The organism is Amycolatopsis sp. CA-211722 (genome assembly GCF_056828465.1).
Window position 1 is genome coordinate 2,009,704 of the sequence record NZ_CP184752.1, and the last position, 21,898, is coordinate 2,031,601.

The following is a 21,898-nucleotide window of genomic DNA, read 5'->3' on the forward strand; positions in this document are numbered from 1 at the left end:
GACCGGATCATATGGCGAAGTTGACCAGCGGCAGATTCTCGAGGACCAGGTCGGCCCGGCCGCTGGTGGACGCGATCAGATCGGCGTTGCGCTGGTCGGAACCGAGCGCGCGGCGACGCGCCTCGACCAGCGAACGGCCGTAGCGGCGGTGCCGCGAGACCAGCCGCTCGATGCGCTCGGGTTCGTCCGGCGCGAGGAACCACGACTCGGCGAGGATCGGCTTCACGCCGCTCCACGGGTCGTCCTGCATGAGCAGGTAGTTGCCCTCGGTGATGACCAGCGGGACGTCCGGCGTGACCGCGACGGCGCCGGCGATCGGCTCCTCGATCTCCCGGCGGAACTCGGGCGCGTAGACCGTCTCGCGGCCTTCGGCGAGCCTGCGCAGCAGGTGCACGTACCCGGCGGCGTCGAAGGTGTCGGGCGCGCCCTTGCGCTCCACCCGCCCGAGCCGCTGCAGTTCCACCTGCGCCAGGTGGAAACCGTCCATCCCGACCACCGCGGCCCTCGTGCCCAGCGCCTTCGCCAGGCCCCAGGCCAGCGTCGTCTTGCCGGACGCGGGGGCGCCGACGATGCCGAGCACACTGCGCTGTCCCGGCTTCGCCAGCGTCTGGGCCCTGCTCAACAGGTCCTCGAACACCGGAGGCATGGCACTCATGGCTGTCCTTCTCCCATCTTCGCGACCGCGGCCGTCCACGACCTCGGTCCTTCATGCCGCACCCGTTCGGCGGCCACCTCGTTGGCGAACCCGATCCAGCCCGGGACATCCCCTGTGCCCCTGGCGACCGCGTACGCGAAAGCCCCATGCCAGACGTCGCCCGCGCCCAGCGTGTCACGCGCCCGGGTGACCGGGACGGGGACGACACCGGATCCGCCCGCCGTCGACCAGCGGACCGGGTCGGGCCCGGCGGTCGTGATCACCACGGGCACGCCGTGCTCGCGGGGATCGTCCCCGCGGTACAGCGACGAGCACGCGGCGACGTCGACCAGCGGGAGGAGTTCGGGGAAGACCGGCTTCCAGCTCCCGGCGTCGAGCACCACCGGCACCTTCCGCTCCCGCGCCCAGCGCGCGACCGCCAGCGCGACCTCCGGATGGTGCCCGTCGAGGAGCACACACCCCGGCATTTCGTCCTCTAATTGCGGTAGTTGCGCGTGCAAGGACCGCATCGAGAGGACGAAACGCGAGGAAGCGTGGGCGTTGCGCGAGACGACGGTGCGTTCCCCGTCGGAGTCACGGACGACGATGGCGCTGATCGCGGGCGGATCCGGGCGTTCGGGATCGAGGTCGACCAGGTCGACGCCGTGCGTTTCGAGGTCCGCGCGCGCGAGTGCCGCCAGCGGATGCGCGCCGGCGACCGTCAGCAACGTCGCTCCGGCGCCGAGCGCGGCCACGGTCACCGCCGCGTTCGTCGCCGGCCCCCCGGCGGCGACGTCCATCGACAGCGAACGCACCTTCTCGCCCGGCGCCGGGAGCTCGGCGACGCGCTGAACCTGGTCGACGGTGCACAGGCCCGCCAGCAGCACTCTCAACTACAGTCCTGTGTGGACGGCCGACGCGACCTCTTCGACCTCGCCGTTCTCACCGATCTTCAGCGCACCCGTGAGCAGGCCGACGACCTGGTTCATGGTGTGCGTCTTCGGCGAGACCACCGCGACCCGCTTGCCGAGCCGGTGCACATGGATACGGTCGGCGATGTCGAACACGTGCGGCATGTTGTGGCTGATCAGCACCACCGGCAGGCCGCGTTCGCGGATGCGGTTGATCAGGTCGAGCACCTTGCCGGACTCGGCGACGCCGAGCGCGGCGGTGGGTTCGTCCATGATCACCGCCTTGGTGCCGAAGGCCGCCGCCCGCGCGACCGCGACACCCTGGCGCTGCCCGCCGGACAACGTCTCCACCGGCTGCGTGATCGACTTGATGTTGATACCGAGCTCGTCCAGGATCCGCTGCGCGTCGGCTCGCATGGCCGAAGTGTCCAGCTTTCGGAACAACTGTCCGAAGAAATCCTTGCGCCGCTTTTCCCGGCCGAGGAACATGTTCGACGCGATGTCGAGCGCGGGCGCGACGGCGAGATCCTGGTACACCGTCTCGATCCCGTAGTGGCGAGCGTCCAAAGGAGACTTGAAGTGGACGGTCTGACCGTCCACTTTGATCTCACCGGCGTCCGGGATCACCGCGCCCGAAAGGGCTTTGATCAGGCTGGACTTCCCGGCGCCGTTGTCGCCGACGACGGCGAGCACCTCGCCGGGGAACAGCTCGAAGTCCGCGCCGTCGATGGCGGTGACCCGGCCGTAGCGTTTGACCAGCCCTTGAGCGGACAACGTGGGCGTCGTCATGACTGCTGCCTCCTCGCGAACCGGTCGACGCAGACCGCGCCGATGAGCAGGGCGCCGGTGGCGACGTCCTGGTAGAGCGCGTCCACCCCGAGCTGGGTCAGCCCGGACCGCAGGACCGCGACGACCAGCGCGCCCATCATCGTGCCGAGTACCGAACCCCGGCCGCCGAACAGGCTCGCGCCGCCGAGCACCACCGCGGTGATGGAGTCGAGGTTGCCGAGCTGGAAGGCGTTCGGGTCGGCGTTCGGCACGCGGCCGAGCGCCTGCCAGGCGGCGATCCCGACGATCACGCCGGCGACGATGTACACCGAAAGGATCGTCCGGTTGACCTTGATCCCGGACAGCCGCGCGGATTCCGGCGCGTTGCCGACCGCGTAGACGTGCTTGCCCCACGGCGTCCGCGTGAGTGCGTACCAAAGTCCCAGGTACATCAGCAAAGCGAGCGTCATACCGTAGGTGATCGGGATGCCGCCGAACAGGTACCGGCGGGTGCCGAGCCATTTGAGCAGTTCGTCGGCGACCGGGACGGCCTGCCCGCTCGCGAACAGTTTCGCGGCCGCGGTGAGCACGGTCAGCAGGCCGAGCGTGACGATGAACGGCGGCAGTTTGATCCGGGTGACCAGCGAACCGGTGACCATCCCGATCACCACCGTCGCCACGATTCCCAGCAGCAGCGCCCAGATCCCGGAGACACCGCCGACGACGAGTTTCGCCATGATCAGCGTCGCGAGCACCATCGCGGCCGCGTTGGCCAGGTCGATCCCCGCGGTCAGGATGATCAGCGTCTGCCCGAGCGCGAGCGTGCCGATCACCAGGGACTGTTGCACCACAAGGGAAAGATTGTCGAGATCGAGGAAGGTGTCCGTCGAGGCGGAGAACACCACGATCGCGACGAGCAGGGCCAGCGCGGGCCCGACGGCGGGCGCGCGGAGGAAGAACTCACCGATCGACGGGCGTTCGTTGCCTTTGAGGGTTGCGGTAGTCACTTCGTCCCCCAGCAGTTCTCGAGGCCCCACTTGCTGTCCTGGCTTTCCACGCCGGGGATCGGCTTGTCGGTGATCACCGCGGAACCGGTGTTGACGAACCCGCTCGGCTTCTTCCCGGTCTTGGCGTATTCGACGGCGGCGAGGACGCCCTGTTCGGCCATCTTCTTGGGGAACTGCATGACCGTCGCGGCGTACTGGCCGTCGCGCACGTTCTTGACCCCTTCGCAGCCGCCGTCGATCGAGCCCATCACGATCTGGTTCACCAGGCCGCGGGCCTGGAGCGCGGCGTACGTGCCGCGGCCCATCGGCTCGTTCATCGTGTACACGGCGTTGATGTCGGTGGTGCGCTGCAGCAGGTTCTCCACACCCTGCTGCGCGAGGCTCTGGTCGCCGTTCGCGGGCGTCTTGCCCTTGATCTCCGGCGACGCGTCGGTCAGCCCGATGCCCTTGAGGAATCCGGTGTGCCGCTGGGTGTCCACTGTGGACCCGGCGGTGCCGTCCACCATGAACAGCTTCGGCGGCTTGCCGTTCAGTGCGGCCTTGACGTACGCGCCCTGCTGGCGTCCGGCCTCGAAGTTGTCCGTGGCGAAGGTGGCGTCGACGGCGGTGGCCGGTTCGGTCGCCGTGTCGAGCGCGATGACCAGCACCCCGGCCTTGCGGGCGCGGTCGATGGCGTCGAGGACGCCGGTCGAGGAACTCGGCGTGATCAGGATGGTGTTCGCACCCTGCTGCATGAGGTTCTCGATGGCCCGGACCTGGCCGTCGTTGTCGCCGTCGAACTGGCCGGCGAGCGCGCTGAACTCCGCGCCGTTCGCCTCGGCGGCGGCCTTCGCGGCCGCTCTCAGCTCCACGAAGTAGGGATTGGTGTCGGTCTTCGTGACCAGGCCGACCTTGGCCTTGCCACCGCCGCCCGCGTTCGATCCGCCACCCCAGTGGCGTTCGACGGTGCACCCGGCCGAGGTCACCGCGACTGCGGCGGCCAGGGCGAGCGCGGCGAGACTGCGCTGTCTCATGGGGATGCCCTCCGATTCAAGGCTGTCCGTGATGGACCGGAAGGTAGACAGGGTTATGCTCAGTCGCAAGCGTTTGCGCAAACGCTTGCCAGCTGACTTCCCCGAGGATTGGTAATGCCGCCGTCTCGCTCGTCCCGCCCCACCCAACGCGACATCGCCGAGCTGGCGGGAGTCTCCATCACCACCGTGTCCCACGTGGTCAACGGGACGAGGGCGGTGGCCGAGGACACCAAGCTGGCGGTGCTGCGCGCGATCGAGCAGACGGGCTACACCGGTGACGCCATCGCCCGCTCGCTGGTCACCGGCGGGACGAGGTCGATCGGCGTCGCGATCTCCCTCATCGCGAACCCGTACTTCGCCGTCCTGATCCAGGCGATCGAGCGCGAAGCCGCGCTGGCCGGGTACACGGTCTTGCTCGCGGACACGCACGACACCGTCGACACCGAGCGTGAGACCGTGCGGACGCTGCGTTCGCGCCGGGTCGACGGGCTGCTGATCACGCCCTCTCCCGGCGACGGTTCGGTGATCGGCGAACTCGTCTCGCTCGACGTCCCGACCGTGCTCATCGACCGGCTCTCGACACGCACCGACGTCGACCAGGTCGGCGCGGAGAACATCCAATCGACGTCCGCGCTGACCGCGCATCTGGCGTCGCTCGGGCACCAGCGGATCGGCATGATCAGCGGCACGGCCGGGCTGAGCACCAGCGAGGAGCGGATCCTCGGCTACCGGCTGGGGCTCGGACGCTCGGGTTTGACCTGGTCGGAGGACCTGGTCGCGTGCGGGCAGTCTTCACAGGCCGGTGGCGCCCTCGCGCTGAGCACGCTGCTCGCGCTGCCGGAGCCGCCGACGGCGCTCGTGGTCGCCAACGACACCATGATGGTCGGGGTGCTGCACGAGTTGCGGCGGCGTGGCCTGCGCGCGGGAGTCGACCTACCGGTGGTGGTCTACGACGACGTCGAATGGGCCGATCTGGTGGATCCTCCGCTGACCACGATGGCCCAGCCGATCGAGGAGATAGGCACACAGGCGGTGCGCCTGTTGCTGGCCCGCATCAACGATCCGGCACGCAAGGCCCAGACGATGCGGATTCCGCCTACGCTCCGCCATCGCGCGTCCTGCGGATGCGCTCTCGTTCACTCACATTGATGATTGTTGGGAGACTTTCCGGTCTCGCCGCCGAGTGACGCTCCGTCAGCCGTTACCGTCATTCAAGCTCGAATGAAGGCGTGGAGCGATGACCGCACTGTCCCCGGCGTTACCCCTGTGGGAGGACACCCCTGTCACCCACCGGTTCGGGGTGGCCATGGCGATGCACGCGAACCCGTATTCGGGTGAACTGGTCCGCGCCATCCGCCGCGCCGCACGCCGTCACGGCTGCGAGATCACCCTCGCCGACACCGGCGACAGCGTCGCCGAAGAAGCCGCGGTCATCCGCGCGCTGCGGGCGGACCGCGTCGACGGTGTCCTGCTCGTCCCAGCGGCCGGCGACGAAGCGGTGATCAACGGACTGGTCCGGATGGGCGTGCCGACCGTGCTCGTCGACCGGATGGCCGGGCGCAACGACGTCGACCAGGTCGGCTCCGAGAACATTCAGGCCGTATGCGCGCTCGTGCGGCACCTCGCCGGGTTGCGGCACCGCAAGATCGGCTTCATCTCCGGCGAAGAGGACGTGACCACCTACGAGGAGCGGGCCCTGGGCTACCGGCTCGGGCTCGGCCGCTCCGGCCTGCGGTGGACGTCGCAGCTGGTGGCGTGCGGGCGGTCGACGCCCGGCGGAGCGGCGGCCGCGACCGCGAAACTGCTCGACAGCTGGCCGTCGCCGACCGCGCTCGTGGTGGCGAGCGAGGCGATGATGATCGGTGTCCAGTACGAGGCGCACCGGCTCGGCATCCGCATCGGGCGCGATCTGGCGATCGTCGGCTACGGCGACATGGAGTGGGCCGGGCAGGTGACCCCGGCGGTCACCACGATGGCGCAGCCGATCGAGGAGATCGGGCGCAAGGCCGTCGAACTCCTGCTGGCCCGGATCACCGACCCTGAGCGACGACCCGAATCCGTACGGCTCGCACCGCGCTTCATCCACCGGCAGTCCTGCGGCTGCTGAATCACAACTCGCTGGTGAGAAGCCCCCCGCCGGGTGATGATGGCGGAATGACCGACCTGTGGACCGTGCACACCGCCGACCTCGAAGCAGGCGTGCTGAGGGCGGCACGCGCTCTGCTGGACGACGCTTTCGACGGCGATTTCAGCGATCACGACTGGGAAAACGCCCTCGGCGGCATGCACACGCTGGTGTGGGAGAGCGGCGAGCTGATCGGGCACGCGTCGTTGGTCCAACGGCGGCTCGTGCACGACGGACGGGTCCTCCGCACGGGTTATATCGAGGCGGTCGCCGTCCGGTCGGACCACCGGCGGCGCGGCCACGGCGACGCGATGATGGACGCGCTGGAGCGGGTCCTGCGGAAGGCGTACGACCTCGGGGCGCTTTCGGCGTCCGATGAGGCGCTGGAGTTCTACGCGTCGCGGGGCTGGCTGCTGTGGCGCGGGACTTCGTCGGCCATGACGCCTACGGGTATCGAGGCGACGAAGGAGGACGACGGGTCGATCCATGTGCTGCCGGTGGGGGTCACGCTGGATCTGGACGGGGAGATCACCTGCGACTGGCGGGCGGGCGACGTCTGGTGACGCGCGTTCCCTGACGTTGCGAAAGCCACTTTCGCAACCTTGAGCGTTGCGAAAGTGGCTTTCGCAACGTCCCGCCGTCGCCCCTGAGCCGCATTTAGAGGACTAAATGCGGTGTTCCAGGGTGGCGGCGGCCTCGAGCAGCATCCACGCGCTCACCTGGACGGACAGGTCGCGTTCGGGGGCGTCGGCGGCGAGCGGCAGCGAAGGGGCCGGAGTCGCCCAGTCAGCGCTGAAAAGCGGCCCGTGCGGCGTCTCGGTGGCACCGGCCCAGCAGGCGTCAGCCGACCGGATGACCAGGTCGCGCGCGATCCCGCTCGGCACCAGCGGCGCGGCGAGCGCCAGGTACCGGGCGAGTATCCCGGCGAACAGGCCGCCGTCGCCGCCTTCCTGCCCCCGGATCACCCCGTTCGGCGCGACGTGTTCCGCGACCGCGCGGATCGTCCGCTCCACTCTGTCCATTTCGGACAGTTCGAGGCAGGCGCCGAGGTAAACCCCTTGGCAGTACGTGAAAATATGCTTGACGAGTTCACCGCTGCCGACTCGCAGGCCATCCCACACCAGCCCGGAATCCGGGTCGACGAGCCGCTCGGTCATCCAGCCGGTCAACCCGCGCGCGTGTTCGGCGGCGCCTTCGCGGGCGTGGAAGATCGCGGCCGGGCCGTTCGCGGGCGCGTTCTTGAAGTCGTCGCCGACGCGCCACCAGATCCCGCCGCCCGCGTCGTCGGTCCAGCCTTCGCGCAGCCGCGAGCTGATCGCCTCCAGCCCACCGCGGACGTCCAGCCCGAGATGTCCGACGCGTTGCAGCGCGAGGCCGAGCCAGGCGATGTCGTCGTAGTAGTCGTTGATCCACTTGCCGAAGTTGCGCAGCCGCACGGACACCACGAACCGGTCGATCAGCTTCAGCCGATCCGGTGAGGGGTCTCGCGACTGGGCGTCGACGAGGGTGTCCAGCAGATGCGCCTGCCACCAGTAGTTCCAGTGCCAGTGGACGCGCTGCCCCACCGACGGCGGCCAGCCGCTCCGGCCGAGCACGGTCCCGGGCAGCCCCCACACGCGGCGCAGATGCCGGCCGCGGATCGCGCGCTCGGCGATCGCGGCCCGGTCGGCGAGAGCAGTCATCGCGCCATCATCCCTTGCCCGCCGACATACCGCTCAGTATGTTGGGGGCACTCCCGAACCCGCGAGGTGCTTCATGACCACGGCGCATGTGACCTGCCCGCTCTGCGAAGCCACCTGTGGGCTGGAGGTGACGATCGACGAGAAGAGCCTGGTCACCCGCGTACAGGGCGACCGCGAGGACGTCTTCTCGCAGGGTTACATCTGCCCGAAGGGTGCATCGCTCGGCGCGCTGCACCATGACCCGGACAGGCTCACCGCACCGCTGGTGAAACGCGACGGCGAGTTCGTCGAGGTCACCTGGGACGAGGCGTTCGCCGAGATCGACCGGCGGCTCCGGCCGATCATCGACGAGCACGGCAAGAACGCCGTCGCCGTCTACTCCGGCAACCCGACGGTGCACAACGCCGCGCTGGTGCTCTACGGCCGCGTGTTCTTCAAAGCCTTGGGCACCAGGAACTTCTACACCGCGACCACGGTCGACCAGATGCCGAAGCACTTCTCCTCCGGCTACCTCTTCGGCGACCCGCAGGCCATTCCCGTAGCCGACCTGGACCGCACCGAGCATCTGCTCATCCTGGGCGCGAACCCGTTGGTGTCCAACGGGAGCCTGATGACCGCCCCGGACACCCGCGGGAGGCTGCGGGGGATTCAGCGCCGCGGCGGCAAGATCGTCGTCCTCGATCCGCGCCGCACCCGGACCGCGCAGCTCGCCGACGAGCACCACGCGATCCGGCCGGGCACCGACGCGTTGTTCCTGTTCGCGCTGGTCAACGTCCTGTTCGCGGAGAACCGGGTCACCCCGGGAGAGCACGTGACCGGTGTCGACGAGGTTCGCGTGCTCGCGGAGCCCTTCACACCGGAAGCGGTCGCTCCCGCGACCGGGATCGACGCCGCCGAGATCCGCCGGATCGCGCTCGAACTCGCGGACGCCGGACGCGCCGCGGTGTACGGCCGGATGGGGACGACGACGCAGTCGTTCGGCACCATCGCGAGCTGGCTGGTCGACGTCGTCAACACACTGACCGGCAACCTCGATCGCGAAGGCGGCGTGATGTTCCCGCTGCCCGCGCTCTGGCGGCCGCGCCGGTCCTCGCCGTTCACCAGCGGCCGCTGGACGAGCCGGGTGCGCGGGTATCCCGAGGTACTCGGCGAGCTGCCGGTGGCCACGCTCGCGGACGAGATCGAGACGCCCGGCGAAGGCCAGGTGCGGGCCCTGGTGACCATCAGCGGCAACCCCGCGCTGAGCACGCCCAACTCCGCGCGGCTCACGGAAGCGTTGCGGCAGCTGGATTTCATGGTCTCGCTCGACGTGTACCTCAACGAGACCACGCGGCACGCCGACGTCATCCTGCCCGGGCCGTCACCGCTGGAGCGGCCGCACTACGACGTCGCGTTGTACGCGCTCGCCGTCCGCGACGTCGCGAACTGGACGCCGCAGGCGCTGGACACCGAGATGCCGCAGGAATGGGTGACCCTGCTGCGGCTTGCCGGGATCGCCGCCGGCCAGGGGCCGGACGTCGACGTCGCCGCGTTCGACACGATGGTCGCCGGCGAAACGGCGCGGCGCACCGGGGTCGGCCTGGCGCTCGCCGAAGGCCGCACGGGGCCGGAGCGGATGATCGACCTGATGCTGCGCGGCGGGCCGTACGGGCTGAGCCTGGCCGACCTCGAAGCCGCCCCGCACGGCATCGACCTCGGGGCGCTGAAGCCACGGCTGCCGGAGGCGCTTTCCACGGCGAGCGGGAAGGTCGAACTGGCGCCGGAAGCGATCACGAAGGATGTGCCGAGGCTGCGCGCGGAGCTGGACAAGGCGCCGGACGACGGCCTGCTGCTGATCGGACGGCGGCACCTGAGCTCCAACAACTCGTGGATGCACAATCTGACGCCGCTGGTGCGCGGCGGGAACCGGTGCACCGTCCAGGTGCACCCGGACGACGCGGCCCGGCTCGGGCTGACCGACGGCGGGCTCGCGGCGGTGACGTCGCGGGCGGGGAAGCTCGAAGTACCGGTGGAGGTCACGGCCGACGTCCGGCCCGGTGTGGTGAGCATGCCGCACGGCTGGGGTCACGACCTCGACGGAACGCGGACGAAGGTCGCCAAGGCGCACGCCGGGGTCAACTCGAACCTGGTCGCCGACGAAACCCTGCTCGACGTCCCGTCGGGGAACGCCGTGCTGAACGGGATCCCCGTGGAGGTGGCCCCCGTCTAGCCCGCGTTTAGTCCTCTAAATGCGGTAGTTGCACGCGCAAGGACCGCAATTAGAGGACGAAACGCGGGGGGTCACCAGGCTTGGGAGAGGTCGGCGTGCTGCCGGACCCAGGCGTGCATGACGATCCCGGCGGCGACGCCGGCGTTGATCGAGCGGGTCGTGCCGAACTGCGCGATCGAGACGACCAGCGACGCCGTCTTCTGCGCCTCGGCCGACAGGCCCGGTCCTTCCTGGCCGAACAGCAGGACACACTCGCGCGGCAGCTCGGCGGTCTCGACGGGCTGCGAACCGGGCGTGTTGTCGACGGCGACCACGGCGAGCCCTTCCGTCTTGGCGAAGGTCAGCAGGCCGTCGACGTCCTCATGGTGGAGAAGATGCTGGTAGCGGTCGGTCACCATGGCACCACGCCGGTTCCAGCGCCGCCGTCCGACGATGTGCACCGCGGCGGCGGCGAAGGCGTTCGCCGTCCGGACCACGGTGCCGATGTTGTGGTCGTGCTGGAAGTTCTCGATCGCCACGTGGAACGGATGCCGACGACTGTCCACATCGGACACGATGGCCTCGCGCCGCCAGTAGCGGTACGGGTCGACGACGTTGCGGCGGTCACCGTTGGCCAGGAGCTCCGGGTCGTAGCGCTCGTCCGAGGGCCACTCGCCCTCCCACGGACCGACGCCGACCTCTTCCTTCGCCACCCACTCCGTGGGGCCGACCTCTTCGAGACTCACCCGGTGATTGTCACTCAGCCCATGCTGACGCGGTGCGCCGGTGCGTCCCCGTCGTGGTGGCGGTGACGCCAGCGCTGGTACGCGCCGACGTAGGAGATGATCACCGTCGCCATCGCGATCACGACGACGACCGGCAGCGACGAGCGCGGGAACACCGTGTCGTAGAGGTAATACGCGTTGAACCCGCCGGGCAGGTCGCCGAGGCCCTGCTGGTGCCGGAAGTAGTTCTCGGCGGCCGTCAGCGGGCACGGCCAAGGGAACACGTTGACGAGGACACCCCATGCGGCGAAGAACACATGCACGAAGATCACCTTCGGCCACCGCCACGCGAGGAAACCACCGAAACCGATGAACACCAGCGCGAAAATATGCACCGCGACTGTCACGTTCGCCAGGAAACCCGCCACGTCAAGCCCCCTTTCACACCCCTACCTGCGACGTTACCCCTCTCGTATGGAGAAACGCTCACGAAAAAACGGGGCATCCTCCGTTCGCACAGAGGATGCCCCGTTCGGGAGGCTTTACTCAGGACAGACCGAGATCGTCCTTGTTCAGAATGTAACGGTATTCGAGGCCTTCCTTCTCGATGGCCTCGCGCGCTCCGGTGTCCCTGTCGACGACGGTCGCGACGCCGACCACGTTCGCTCCGGCCTCGCGCAGCGCCTCGACGGCGGTGAGCACGCTGCCGCCGGTGGTCGAGGTGTCCTCGACGGCCAGCACCCGCTGCCCCAGCACCTCGACGCCTTCGATCCGGCGCTGCATGCCGTGTTCCTTGACGGCCTTCCGGACGACGAACGCGTCGAGCACGACACCGTCGGTCGCCGCGGAGTGCAGCATCGCCAGCGCCACCGGGTCCGCGCCGAGGGTCAGGCCGCCGGCGGCGACGTAGTCCCAGTCGTGCGTGAGCTGGCGAAGCAGCTTCCCGATGAGCGGGGCGGCCGCGTGATGCAGCGTCGCCCGCCGGAGGTCGATGTAGTAGTCGGCTTCCTTGCCCGAGGACAAGGTCACCTTGCCGTGCACGACGGCGAGTTCGCCGACCAGTCTCGCCAGTTCGAGTTTCGCCGCTTGATCAACACCGGGGTACGCCACGGCCGAGAGTCTTACACACGGCCCGCCGGGTCCGTCGACGGTAGCTCTAGTCATTGCCCGCCGTCGCCGCGTCGACGGCCTGGCCGCGGGTCGCCGCCCAGGCCGGGACCAGGGTCGCCGCCAGCGCGAGCGCCGCGGCGAGCCCGATGATGGTCAGGTAGATCAGCGGAGAGCCCATCGGCAGCAGGGAATCGGCCGCCACCAGGCAGAACGGGACGATCGAACCCGCCGCGACGACGGTGCCGAGCACGATCCCGACCAGCGCGACGAGCCCGCCTTCGAACCCGGCCATCCGCAGCACCTGGGCCCGGGTCGAGCCGGTGAGCCGCTGGAGGCCGAACTCGCGGCGCCGCCGGACGGTCGCCATCACGAGCGTGTTCGCGACCGAAATCACCGTGTACGCGATGATCATCCCGACCAGCAGGTAGTTCACCCACGCGCCGACGGCCTGGTCCTTGTCGTGCGCCGCGACGAGCGCCGCCCGGTCACCGACGGACACCGGCAGTCCGGCGGTCGCCTCGCGGAGCCGCTCGGTGAGCACCGCCGGATCGACGTCTCCAGCGGCGCGGACCAGCATCTGCGGCGCGAGCCCGGCGGTGGTGTGCGGCGCGAGGAGACCTGCCGGGAGCAGCAGGCTCTCGAACCCCGGGCGCTGGCTGGTCACCGCGACGACCTCGACGTCGACCGGGGTGCCGTCCCCGAGCCTCAGGCCCACGGTGTCGCCGACGCCGCGGCCGAAGTCCTTCGCGAAGACCTCGGGGAGCGCGATGGTGTTGCCGGTCAGCGCCTTCAGGTCGCCTTGGACCACCTTGGTATCGGTCGTCGCGCTCGCGCCGGAAGCCGTGAGGCCGACCGCCGGGCGCCCCTCGTCGGAGGAGTCGTACGGGTTCTCGAGGAACACGCTGCTGGTGACGTACTCGGACGCGCCGGCGACACCGGGCACTGCCTGGATCCGCTGGACGAGGTCCGGGGACAGCCCGCCGGCCGCCGAGGCGATCACGGCGTCGGCGCGGACGTCTTCGGTGAAGGCCTGGTTCGCCAGCTCCTGCTGGGTGGTCTGCAGGTAGATGTTCGCGGTCGCGATCCCGACGGCGAGCATGATCGGAGTGACCGCGCCCGCCGCCCGGACGATGCCCGCCCGGGTGTTGAGCACGGCGAGCCGGGCGTCGATGCCGCCGAGCAGGCGCATCGGCCACTGCAGGATCGCCGTCATCACCTTGGCGACCCCGGGGGTGATCATCGCGACGCCGAGCGCCCAGAGGATCACCGCGGGTCCGGCGGTGCTGGCCGCGATCGGACCGGTCATCACCGCGACGGTCACGATCGCCAGCGCGGTGCCGCCGCCGAAGCAGAGCACGGCGACGATGACGCGCGTCGGGGTCAGCCAGCGCCGGGTCACCGCGGCTTCGGCGAGCGCCTCGGTCGGCCGGATCTTCCCGGCCCGACGGCCCGCGAAGAAGGCGGCGATGAACACCGCGAGCATCGCGGCGCCCGCGCCGACGACGGCGGGCAGCCAGCCCTGGTAGAACCGCAGAACCGAGGGCACCACACCGTTCTCGACGAGCTGCCCGAACAGCCACTCGCCGAGGATCGGTCCCAGTAGCGCGGCGAGCCCGGTGGCGAGCAGGCCGACGGCCAGCGCTTCGCCGAGCACCATGCGCCGCAGCTGGCGCGGGGTCGTTCCGATCGCCCGCATCAACGCGAGTTCGCGCGAACGCTGCTGAGTGGACAGGCTCAGCGTGCTGGCGACGACGAACATCGCGACCATCACCGAGAGCCCGCCGGACACCGCGGCGATGACGATCAGGTTGGAGCCGCTCGAGTCGGCTTCGGGGAATTCCGCGACACCGCGGTCGATGCCGGTGAGGACGTTCGCCCCGGTCGCGACCTCGGCGACCTTCGCCTGCACCGCTTCGACGTCCGCGCCAAGATCGGTGAAGACACCGATGACGTCGGCCTTGCCGGGGTGCCCGGAAAGCCGGGCGGCGTCGGCGGCGGAGAAGAACACGGCGGCCCGCGTGATCGAACGCGGCGCACCGGCCACACCCGCGACGCGGAACGTTTCGGTCTTGCCGCGTGCGGCGACCTCGACGAGGTCACCGGGCTTGGCTCCCGACGTGGACTCGACGACCACCTCGCCCGCGGCGGGCGCAGCCCCCGCGACCAGCGAATACGGGGTCAGGACGGCGGAGTCCCAAGCGTGACCGAGGCCGGGCTCGCCACCCGCCGCGAGCGGGAAGCTCACTTCACCGACGACGTTCGAGACGCCGGGAACGGACCGCAGCCGGGAGACCAGCCCGTTGTCGAGCCGGACGCGTTCGGGGAGCCGCGCGTCTTCGAACTTGCGCTTGTCGTCGGCTTCGAGGGAGGCCGGATCCTCCTTGGGCAGGGCGAAGGTCTGGCCACCGGTGACGAGGATCGGGGCCGCCGCGAGCCGCTGCGGCTCCGCGTTGCTTCGGATCCCGGTCTCCATGAGACCACCGCAGGAGGCGACGATCAGCGCGCCGAAGAAGACGGCGATGAAGGTGCCGATGAAGCCGCCCTTGCGCAGGCGCAAGGTCCGGAAGGCGAGCCGCAGCATCACGCACCCGCCCGCATCGGGCTGCCCCAGGCACCCAGGTGGGTCATGCGTTCGGCGACGACGTCCGCCGTCGGCGCGTGCAGCTCGTCCGCGATCCGGCCGTCGGCGAGGAAGATGACGCGGTCCGCGTAGGAGGCGGCCATCGGGTCGTGGGTCACCATGATCACCGTCTGGCCGGTGCTGCGGACCGAGTCGCGCAGCAGCGCGAGGACTTCGGCGGCGGTGCGGGTGTCGAGCGCGCCGGTCGGCTCGTCGGCGAAGACCACCGCCGGCCGGGTGACCAGCGCCCGCGCGATCGCGACCCGCTGTGCCTGCCCGCCGGAAAGTTCGCCGGGCAGGTGCTTGCGACGGCCGGAAAGCCCGACGCGGCCGAGCATCTCCTCGACCACCCGGCGGTCCGGCTTGGCTCCGGCGAGCTGCTGCGGGAGCGTGACGTTCTGTTCGACGGTCAGCGCCGGAAGCAGGTTGAAGGCCTGGAAGATGAAGCCGACCCGATCGCGGCGCAGCTTCGTCAGCTTCGTCTCGCTCATCCCGGCCAGCTCCTGCCCGTCGAGCACGACAGATCCCGACGTCGGCCGGTCGAGCCCGGCCGCGCAGTGCAGGAAGGTGCTCTTGCCCGACCCCGACGGGCCCATCACCGCGGTGAAACCACCGCGCGGGAACGCCAGCGTCACCCCGTCCAGAGCGACGACGCCCTTGCCGTATTCCTTGCGGACGCCGTCGAGCCGGACCGCGTCACCGTTCCACCCAGAGTTCATGGGGAAAACACTAGGAATCCCAGGTCGGAAGCGCCCTGGGGCGAGCGTGCGTCTCCTTGGTAGGGCGCGCCCTACCTCACCGCGCCGGTGCGGGCGTCGATGTCGACGTCGTGCTCGATCCCCTTGCCGTCGCGGAGCCCGACCTCCCAGACGAGGGTGCCGTCGGCGGCGTAGTCGACCTCCATCTCGTCGAGCGCGCCCGGCTGGCGTTGCTGCGCGGCCTGGAGCGCCGCGACCGCGTCGACCCCCGCCTGTCCGACCTTCGCCAGATCGTCGCTCGGCTTCGCGGTCTGCTGCTTGCCGAGGATCTGACCGCCGTCCGCGCTCACACGCAACTTGTGTTCCTGCCCGTGTGACGCGACCTTGATCTCCCACCCGTCGTTCGCGGGCTCCACGTCGAACACCCGCCCGTCGGGCAAGGCGCCCGCCGCCGTTCGCATCGCCTTCACCGGCTGGGCTTCGACCTGCCCCGGTGCCGCCGGGGCGGGCGGCGGTTCGGTGGAACACGCGGCCAGCGCCAGCACTCCCGCGATGACAAGAAGTGACGACTTCATGATCCACGCGTACCCGCCCGGCACGGGCTCGAATCCTCCGGCGACGATCAGGTCCGGCCCTTGCCGCCGAAACCTCCGCCGAGCTTCCGCAGCACCGCCCTCGGCAGCAGCCCGCCGACCGCGACGAGCACCTTGTACTGCAGGCTCGGCACCGAGATCACCTTGCCGCGGCGCAGATCCGCGAGCGCCTCGTCCACGACCTGTTCGACGCCGAGCCAGAACGCCTTCGGGCCGGGCTTCTCCAGCCCCGCCCGCTCGTGGAACTCGGTGGTGGTGAACCCGGGACAGAGCGCCATCATGCGGATGTTCCCCGGCAGCGAGGCGGCGATGCCCTCGGTGAACGAGGTGACCCAGTTCTTGCTGGCCGTGTACGTCGAACCGCGGCCGCTGAAGAAGCCGGCGACCGAGCTGACATTGACGATCGCGCCCTCGCCGCGGTCGATCATCCCCGGCAGCGCCGCGCGGGTCAGCCGCAGCACGGCGGTGACGTTGACGTCCAGCTGACGCTGCAGCGCGTCCGGCGGGATGGTCCAGAAATCGCCGTTGAGGCCGAAGCCCGCGTTGTTCACCAGCAGGTCCACCGGCGCTTCGGCCAGGCGTTCCTCGACCAGCGACCGTCCATCCACTTCGGACAGATCGGCGGGCAGGACCACCACGTCGACGCCGTGCGCCTCGACCAGTTCCGCGGCGAAGCCCTCCAGCCGGTCGACGTCGCGGGCGACGAGCACGAGGTCGTACCCCTCGTCGGCGAGCCTGCGCGCGAACTGCGCGCCGATACCCGCGGTGGCGCCGGTGATCAGGGCGGTCTGTGTCATATCGGGAACCTACTCCTCGGTCGGGTTCCGGGGACACGCTCGGCTGAGGCAGGCGTGGGGGTCACCCACGGTGGGGATTTGACGTGCAACCGCCGAAGTCGGGAAGTATCGTCCGGCCCCATGGGGAAGCACAGCAGGCGAAAGCCGAGCTACCTGCCCAAAGTCGCGGTCGGCGCGGCGCCGCTGGCGCTGTTGCTCGCCGGTCCGGCCACCGCGCTCGCCACCCAGACCGATCCGTCGATCCCGCTTCCTCTCGATCACCAGCGCGAAGGCAGCCTCGATCGCGGAGTCGGCTTCACCAGCGAAGACGACACGACCGTCTTTCGCGGCTTCTTGACCAACACCGAACGGAACGTCTTCAGCAAGGACGTCGGCGACGCGAAGGCCGTCGCGGACGTCCGCCGCTCGGTGGACCAGGCCATCGAGACCCGCGACCGGGTCACGGCCGGTCCGGACAAGGTCGGCGCGCTGGCCGCGACGAAGACGTCCGAGGCCGTCAAGCAGGGCCAGCGGGAAGCCGTGAAGGTCGACCGCTACGGCAGCGTCGTCGCCGGGAACGAGACCGAACTCGACCGGACCGGCGCACGCCTGACCGAGGTCGCGCTCGACCCGCGCACCGGCGTCCCCACCTTCGCGTCCGAGGACAGCCGCGCCCTTCGCGTGGCCGAGGGGACCTATCACGCCGTTCGCCCGCTGCCCGGGGTCGGCGTCATCAACGAGACGGAACAGCACACCGGCGGCACCCTCGATCGCGCTCTCCGGCTCGACGGCGGTTTCTCCGGCGACCTCGGCGGTGTGCTGGAGGCGGGGCGGGCTTCCGGGCACGGGGTCGACGTCGGCGAACTCGCCGCCATCGGGTCGACCTCGGCGCAGCACGGCAACGGCCGGTTCAGCGGTCTCCTGCCGCTCGACGTCGGCTCGGGCGCGGGTTACGGCCAGGAGCACGCTCTCGGCGGCACCATCGGCCCGTCGACCGGCCTGGTCACCACGGGTCAGGACGTGAATCTGGCGCAGCACGGCGCCGGGCTCACCGGATCCGGTTCGCACACGATCAGCGGCGACCTCGGCATCGGTGAGGTCGCGTCCGCCCGCGGCACCTCGACGTCGACCGTGCGCGGGGTCCTGCCCACCGCCGACCCGGCTCAGGCGGGGCGGCTGACCCAGTCCGGGACGCTCGATCTGACCCTGCTCGGTCAGCCGGCGCACACCGGCTTCATCGCCGGGGCGCTTCCGCTGGAGCTCGAACCGGCTTGAGCCGGACCCGTCCCACCGCCACCCTCAAAGGCCAGGCTGACTAATTTCCGGGCTCGATGTCCTCGGCGGCCTCGGCCTGCCAGTGACGGCCCGGGGTCGGGGCGTTGTCGTACTCCTCGTCGAACGGGTCCACGATGTCGGCGATCTCGCCGAGGTCGCGCAGCAGCCGCTCGAGCCGCGACGGCCCGGCGTTCGGGGCGACGCTCGCCAGCACCCACTCGTTCTCCAGCCACGCCACGCCGACGTCGCCGCCGAGCGAGTCGGCCGCGTCGACGAGATCCTGCGTGATCACCTTGCGAGCGCCCTCGGAGTCGTCCGCGAAGGCGTAGCGCTGACCGATCGGGCCGAGCATCTCAGGCATGTCCTGGCGCTGGAACGGCACGCTGGACAGCCACATCTCCAGCGGCACCTCGTGCACGCGGTTGCAGCGCACGGCGACCACGACCGCCGGGATCTGGCCCTCGGTCTCGATGTCGAAGATGAAGACCGGGCGCCGTCCGTCGGAGGTGAAAGTGGAGCCGGCGACGACGTTGACCGCCAGCTGGGCACCGAAGTAGCCGATCGCGCCGTTGGACCACTGCCGCGGCAACCGTTCGTCCTCCTCGACGAACTGCCAGCCGCGCAGCTCGGCCCAGCGCATGCGCTCGCGATTGCGCGAGCCCTCCTTCGCCCGGTCGGCCGCGAGCAGCGCCAGCCCCGCCACCAAGGCGACGGCGGCGATGACGAACCAGATCCACGCCGGAATACCCACGCCGGTCAGGGTATCCCCCTGCCCTCACCGGATGTGACCGCCGGGCGTCGTGTCGCGCACCCCTTTCGGTGCCGCGCCCGGGAAAGACCACGAAAGACGCGGGGAAAGGTCGACAAATCGCTGTGTCGCCAAGATCCTTGAGGGCGAAGGGGGCCTCGAGTAGCTACTGGACATTGGCAGCGGCTGATCGTGGTCCGTGAGAGATCGCCACCTGAACCAGCAGTCCCCATCCTCGGCTCAGCCCAGGAAACACCTTCCCCAAGTACATGAAGGCCCCCTTCATTGCGCCAGGCGCAATGAAGGGGGCCTTCATGTACTTCAAGCGAGCAAGTGAGGCGGCGGCGTGAAGGGGCGCGTCTCAGTCCACCCGCGTGACCGTCAGGGACTCCGACGCCTCCTGGGCCGGGATGTCGACCCGGACCGTGTCGCCGTCCCGGATCTCACCGGCCAGCAGCTGTTTCGCCAGCTTGTCGCCGATCGCCGACTGCACCAGCCGCCGCAGCGGCCGTGCGCCGTAGATCGGGTCGAAACCGTTCAGCGCGAGCCACTCGCGGGCCCCGTCGGTGACCTCCAACGTCAGGCGGCGCCGCGAAAGGCGCGTCGCGAGCCGCTCGATCTGGATGTCCACAATGGACGTCAGCTCGTCGGTGCCCAGCGCGTGGAAGACCACGATGTCGTCCAACCGGTTCAGGAACTCCGGTTTGAACTGCCGCTGCACGACCGCCATCACCGCGTCGTTGCGCTGCCGCTCGTCGAGCGACGGGTCGGCGATGGCCTGCGAGCCGAGGTTCGACGTCAGCACCAGGATCGTGTTGCGGAAGTCGACCGTGCGGCCCTGGCCGTCGGTGAGGCGTCCGTCGTCGAGCACCTGCAGGAGCACGTCGAACACGTCCGGGTGCGCCTTCTCGACCTCGTCCAGCAGCACCACCGAATACGGCCGCCTGCGCACCGACTCGGTCAGCTGGCCGCCCTGGTCGTAGCCGACGTAACCCGGAGGCGCCCCGACCAGGCGCGCCACCGAGTGCTTCTCGGCGTACTCGCTCATGTCGATCCGCAGCATCGCGCGTTCGTCGTCGAACAGGAACTCGGCCAGCGCCTTCGCCAGCTCGGTCTTGCCGACACCGGTCGGGCCGAGGAACAGGAACGAACCGGTCGGCCGGTCGGGGTCCGCGACGCCCGCCCTGGTGCGGCGCACCGCGTCCGAGACGACCTGCACGGCCTCCTTCTGCCCGACGACCCGCTTGCCGAGCTCCTCCTCCATCCGGAGCAGCTTGCCCGTCTCGCCTTCCAGCAGCCGCCCGGCCGGGATGCCGGTCCACGCGCTGACCACGTCGGCGACGTCGTCCGCGCTGACCTCTTCCTTGAGCATGACGTTCTGCTGGCTGACCTCGTTCGCCTCGGTCGCGGCCTGGAACTCCTTCTCCAGCGCGGGAATCCGGCCGTAGCGGAGTTCGGCGGCCTTGCCGAGGTCGCCGTCGCGTTCGGCGCGTTCGGACTCGCCGCGCAGCTGCTCCAGCTGCTCCTTGAGCTCGCGGACGCGTTCGATCGAGCCCTTCTCGTTCTGCCAGCGCGCGGTCAGCGCGGTCAGCGTTTCCCGCTTTTCGGCCAGTTCCGAGCGCAGCGCGGCGAGACGCTCCTTGGACGCGGCATCGTCCTCTTTGGACAACGCCATCTCCTCGATCTCCATCCGCCGCACGGCGCGCTCGACCTCGTCGATCTCGACGGGCCGCGAGTCGATCTCCATGCGGAGCTTCGACGCGGCTTCGTCGACCAGGTCGATCGCCTTGTCCGGCAGGAACCGGGCGGTGATGTAGCGGTCGGACAGCGTCGCGGCGGCGACCAGCGCGGCGTCGGTGATGCGCACACCGTGGTGCACCTCGTACCGCTCCTTGAGCCCGCGCAGGATGGCGATGGTGTCCTCAGGGGACGGTTCGCCGACCAGCACCTGCTGGAACCGCCGCTCCAGCGCGGCGTCCTTCTCGATGTGCTGGCGGTATTCGTCCAGCGTGGTCGCGCCGACCATCCGCAGCTCGCCGCGGGCGAGCATCGGCTTGATCATGTTGCCCGCGTCCATCGCTCCCTCACCGGTCGCGCCGGCGCCGACGATGGTGTGCAGCTCGTCGATGAACGTGACGACCTCGCCCGCGGAGTCGGTGATCTCCTTGAGCACGGCCTTCAGCCGCTCCTCGAACTCACCGCGGAACTTGGCACCCGCGACCATCGAGCCGAGGTCCAGCGCCACCACGCGCTTCCCGCGCAGCGACTCCGGCACGTCACCGGCGACGATGCGCTGGGCGAGCCCTTCGACGATGGCCGTCTTGCCGACGCCGGGTTCGCCGATCAGCACCGGGTTGTTCTTGGTACGGCGCGAGAGCACCTGCACCACGCGGCGGATCTCGGTGTCGCGGCCGATCACCGGGTCCAGCTCGCCGGCGCGGGCGCGTTCGGTCAGGTCGACGCCGTACTTCTCCAGCGCCTTGAACGTGCTTTCGGGATCCGCGCTGGTGATCCGCGCGGAGCCGCGCACCTTGGCGAACGCCTCGCGAAGCGCGTCCGGGGTGGCGCCGTGCCGTTTGAGCAGCTCGGCCACTGGCCCGCCTTCGGTGGCGAGGCCGACGAGGAGGTGCTCCGTCGAGACGTATTCGTCGCCGAGCTCGGTCGCGAGCTTCTGCGCGTGCGTCAGCGCCTTGACGGCGTTCGTGTCGAACTGCGGGCTCGACACGGTGGCGCCCGTCGCCGACGGCAGCGCCGCGATCAGCGGCTCCAGCTCCTTGTGCACCTGCGCCGGATCGGCCCCGACCGCGGTCAGCAGCGGTGCGGTGAGCCCCTCACCCTGCGCCAGCAGGGCGCCGAGCAGGTGCGCGGCCGCCACGTGCGGGTTCCCCGCCATCGTGGCCGCCTGTGCCGCCGACGAGATCGCCTGCTGGGTCTTCGTGGTCGGGTTGAAAGCGTCCATCCCTCACCTCGTACTAGGTCTTGCAAAGCTCTGTCGACAGGTACAACGTCAGGAAAGTTGAGTCTG

The 21,898-nt window shown here is 70.0% G+C and carries 20 protein-coding genes; 5 read left to right on the top strand and 15 right to left on the bottom strand.

Annotated elements, in window-relative coordinates:
• Positions 1 to 7: 7 nt before the first annotated feature.
• The 5 genes from ACOCEP_RS09920 to ACOCEP_RS09940 are packed head-to-tail and all read right to left on the bottom strand — an operon-like array spanning position 8 to position 4,333.
• Complete coding sequence (locus tag ACOCEP_RS09920; RefSeq protein ID WP_016338118.1) at positions 8 to 655, bottom strand: nucleoside/nucleotide kinase family protein; 648 nt, start codon at positions 653 to 655, stop codon at positions 8 to 10.
• Positions 652 to 1,521, bottom strand: a complete 870-nt coding sequence (locus ACOCEP_RS09925; protein ID WP_482339666.1) for a PfkB family carbohydrate kinase — start codon at positions 1,519 to 1,521, stop codon at positions 652 to 654. Before ACOCEP_RS09925 ends, ACOCEP_RS09920 begins: the two co-directional genes overlap by 4 nt.
• Before the next feature lie 6 nt (positions 1,522 to 1,527).
• A complete protein-coding gene (locus tag ACOCEP_RS09930; protein WP_482336982.1) occupies positions 1,528 to 2,334 on the bottom strand; it encodes an ATP-binding cassette domain-containing protein in 807 nt (268 codons plus the stop codon).
• Positions 2,331 to 3,320: an ABC transporter permease gene (locus ACOCEP_RS09935; protein WP_482336983.1), complete on the bottom strand. Its 990-nt coding sequence runs from the start codon at positions 3,318 to 3,320 to the stop codon at positions 2,331 to 2,333. Before ACOCEP_RS09935 ends, ACOCEP_RS09930 begins: the two co-directional genes overlap by 4 nt.
• Entirely contained in the window at positions 3,317 to 4,333 is a 1,017-nt protein-coding gene (locus tag ACOCEP_RS09940; RefSeq protein ID WP_482336984.1) for a substrate-binding domain-containing protein, read from the bottom strand. The genes ACOCEP_RS09935 and ACOCEP_RS09940 overlap by 4 nt, the downstream gene beginning before the upstream one ends.
• A 114-nt stretch (positions 4,334 to 4,447) precedes the next feature.
• Here ACOCEP_RS09940 and ACOCEP_RS09945 point away from each other — a divergent pair, with 114 nt between their 5' ends.
• The 3 genes from ACOCEP_RS09945 (at position 4,448) to ACOCEP_RS09955 (ending at position 7,021) form a co-directional block, all read left to right on the top strand.
• Entirely contained in the window at positions 4,448 to 5,482 is a 1,035-nt protein-coding gene (locus ACOCEP_RS09945) for a LacI family DNA-binding transcriptional regulator (RefSeq protein ID WP_037334537.1), read from the top strand.
• An 88-nt stretch (positions 5,483 to 5,570) separates the two neighbouring features.
• Positions 5,571 to 6,440 carry a LacI family DNA-binding transcriptional regulator gene (locus tag ACOCEP_RS09950; RefSeq protein WP_038521587.1) on the top strand — a complete coding sequence of 290 codons (870 nt, stop codon included), beginning with the start codon at positions 5,571 to 5,573 and terminating at the stop codon, positions 6,438 to 6,440.
• 47 nt (positions 6,441 to 6,487) lie between these two features.
• The gene (locus tag ACOCEP_RS09955) at positions 6,488 to 7,021 is read left to right on the top strand and encodes a GNAT family N-acetyltransferase (protein WP_482336985.1); all 534 of its coding nucleotides are present in this window, start codon (positions 6,488 to 6,490) and stop codon (positions 7,019 to 7,021) included.
• 102 nt (positions 7,022 to 7,123) lie between these two features.
• Here the strand turns inward: ACOCEP_RS09955 and ACOCEP_RS09960 are convergent, their stop codons facing one another.
• Positions 7,124 to 8,140: a glycoside hydrolase family 76 protein gene (locus ACOCEP_RS09960; RefSeq protein ID WP_482336986.1), complete on the bottom strand. Its 1,017-nt coding sequence runs from the start codon at positions 8,138 to 8,140 to the stop codon at positions 7,124 to 7,126.
• Between the two features lie 73 nt (positions 8,141 to 8,213).
• On the opposite strand from ACOCEP_RS09960, the gene ACOCEP_RS09965 reads away from it, so the two are divergent.
• On the top strand, positions 8,214 to 10,349 hold the full coding sequence (locus ACOCEP_RS09965; protein ID WP_482336987.1) for a molybdopterin-dependent oxidoreductase: 2,136 nt from the start codon (positions 8,214 to 8,216) through the stop codon (positions 10,347 to 10,349).
• Between the two features lie 71 nt (positions 10,350 to 10,420).
• On the opposite strand, the gene ACOCEP_RS09970 is transcribed toward ACOCEP_RS09965, so the two are convergent.
• The 7 genes from ACOCEP_RS09970 to ACOCEP_RS10000 form a co-directional block, all read right to left on the bottom strand.
• Complete coding sequence (locus ACOCEP_RS09970; protein WP_482336988.1) at positions 10,421 to 11,074, bottom strand: TrmH family RNA methyltransferase; 654 nt, start codon at positions 11,072 to 11,074, stop codon at positions 10,421 to 10,423.
• 14 nt (positions 11,075 to 11,088) lie between these two features.
• Positions 11,089 to 11,481, bottom strand: coding sequence for a DUF2784 domain-containing protein (locus ACOCEP_RS09975; protein WP_482336989.1), 393 nt, complete (start codon positions 11,479 to 11,481; stop codon positions 11,089 to 11,091).
• Positions 11,482 to 11,599: 118 nt separating this feature from the next.
• The gene (gene pyrE / locus ACOCEP_RS09980) at positions 11,600 to 12,163 is read right to left on the bottom strand and encodes an orotate phosphoribosyltransferase (protein ID WP_016338130.1); all 564 of its coding nucleotides are present in this window, start codon (positions 12,161 to 12,163) and stop codon (positions 11,600 to 11,602) included.
• Between the two features lie 46 nt (positions 12,164 to 12,209).
• Positions 12,210 to 14,744, bottom strand: coding sequence for an FtsX-like permease family protein (locus ACOCEP_RS09985; RefSeq protein WP_482336990.1), 2,535 nt, complete (start codon positions 14,742 to 14,744; stop codon positions 12,210 to 12,212).
• On the bottom strand, positions 14,744 to 15,502 hold the full coding sequence (locus ACOCEP_RS09990) for an ABC transporter ATP-binding protein (RefSeq protein ID WP_482336991.1): 759 nt from the start codon (positions 15,500 to 15,502) through the stop codon (positions 14,744 to 14,746). The genes ACOCEP_RS09985 and ACOCEP_RS09990 overlap by 1 nt, the downstream gene beginning before the upstream one ends.
• A gap of 71 nt (positions 15,503 to 15,573) precedes the next feature.
• The gene (locus ACOCEP_RS09995) at positions 15,574 to 16,056 is read right to left on the bottom strand and encodes a PepSY domain-containing protein (RefSeq protein ID WP_482336992.1); all 483 of its coding nucleotides are present in this window, start codon (positions 16,054 to 16,056) and stop codon (positions 15,574 to 15,576) included.
• 47 nt (positions 16,057 to 16,103) lie between these two features.
• Positions 16,104 to 16,871: an SDR family NAD(P)-dependent oxidoreductase gene (locus ACOCEP_RS10000; RefSeq protein ID WP_482336993.1), complete on the bottom strand. Its 768-nt coding sequence runs from the start codon at positions 16,869 to 16,871 to the stop codon at positions 16,104 to 16,106.
• 120 nt (positions 16,872 to 16,991) lie between these two features.
• Between ACOCEP_RS10000 and ACOCEP_RS10005 the strand changes: the two genes are divergently transcribed.
• Positions 16,992 to 18,125 (top strand): hypothetical protein, encoded by a 1,134-nt coding sequence (locus tag ACOCEP_RS10005; protein ID WP_482336994.1) that lies wholly within the window; start codon positions 16,992 to 16,994, stop codon positions 18,123 to 18,125.
• A gap of 40 nt (positions 18,126 to 18,165) precedes the next feature.
• Here ACOCEP_RS10005 and ACOCEP_RS10010 read toward each other — a convergent pair whose 3' ends face one another.
• Together ACOCEP_RS10010 and clpB are read right to left on the bottom strand one after the other, a co-directional pair.
• The gene (locus tag ACOCEP_RS10010) at positions 18,166 to 18,876 is read right to left on the bottom strand and encodes a hypothetical protein (protein ID WP_482336995.1); all 711 of its coding nucleotides are present in this window, start codon (positions 18,874 to 18,876) and stop codon (positions 18,166 to 18,168) included.
• A gap of 358 nt (positions 18,877 to 19,234) precedes the next feature.
• A complete protein-coding gene (gene clpB, locus ACOCEP_RS10015; RefSeq protein WP_482336996.1) occupies positions 19,235 to 21,832 on the bottom strand; it encodes an ATP-dependent chaperone ClpB in 2,598 nt (865 codons plus the stop codon).
• Between the last annotated feature and the right edge of the window lie 66 nt (positions 21,833 to 21,898).